The organism is Martinezella calliandrae (genome assembly GCF_030272695.1).
In the GTDB taxonomy this organism is placed as follows: Bacteria; Pseudomonadota; Alphaproteobacteria; order Rhizobiales; family Rhizobiaceae; genus Rhizobium; species Rhizobium calliandrae.
In genome coordinates, this window is sequence record NZ_JARFYN010000262.1 from 1 (window position 1) to 245 (window position 245).

General features: G+C 58.8%; 1 protein-coding gene. It reads left to right on the plus strand.

Going from position 1 to position 245, the window contains the following annotated elements; all coding sequences use genetic code 11:
* A partial coding sequence (locus PY650_RS37030) for a hypothetical protein (protein ID WP_285885083.1) occupies positions 1 to 245 on the plus strand: 245 nt, incomplete at both ends.

The window sequence follows — 245 nt, forward strand, 5'->3', positions numbered from 1 at the left end:
GCGGTGGTGTTCACGCCGCTTATCGGCGTGACGATCCTGCCGAAGGCGATCAAGAAGCATGCCGAGCACAAGGGCTGGTTCGCGAAGGCATTTTCGAGCCTGCTGCAGTTCTGCCTGCGCTGGCGCTGGATCACGATCGCCGCAACAGTCCTCCTCTTCGCTGGATCAATCGTCGGCTTGTCGATGGTTCAACAGCAGTTTTTTCCGAGCTCCGACCGTCCGGAACTGATTGTCGACTGGAACCT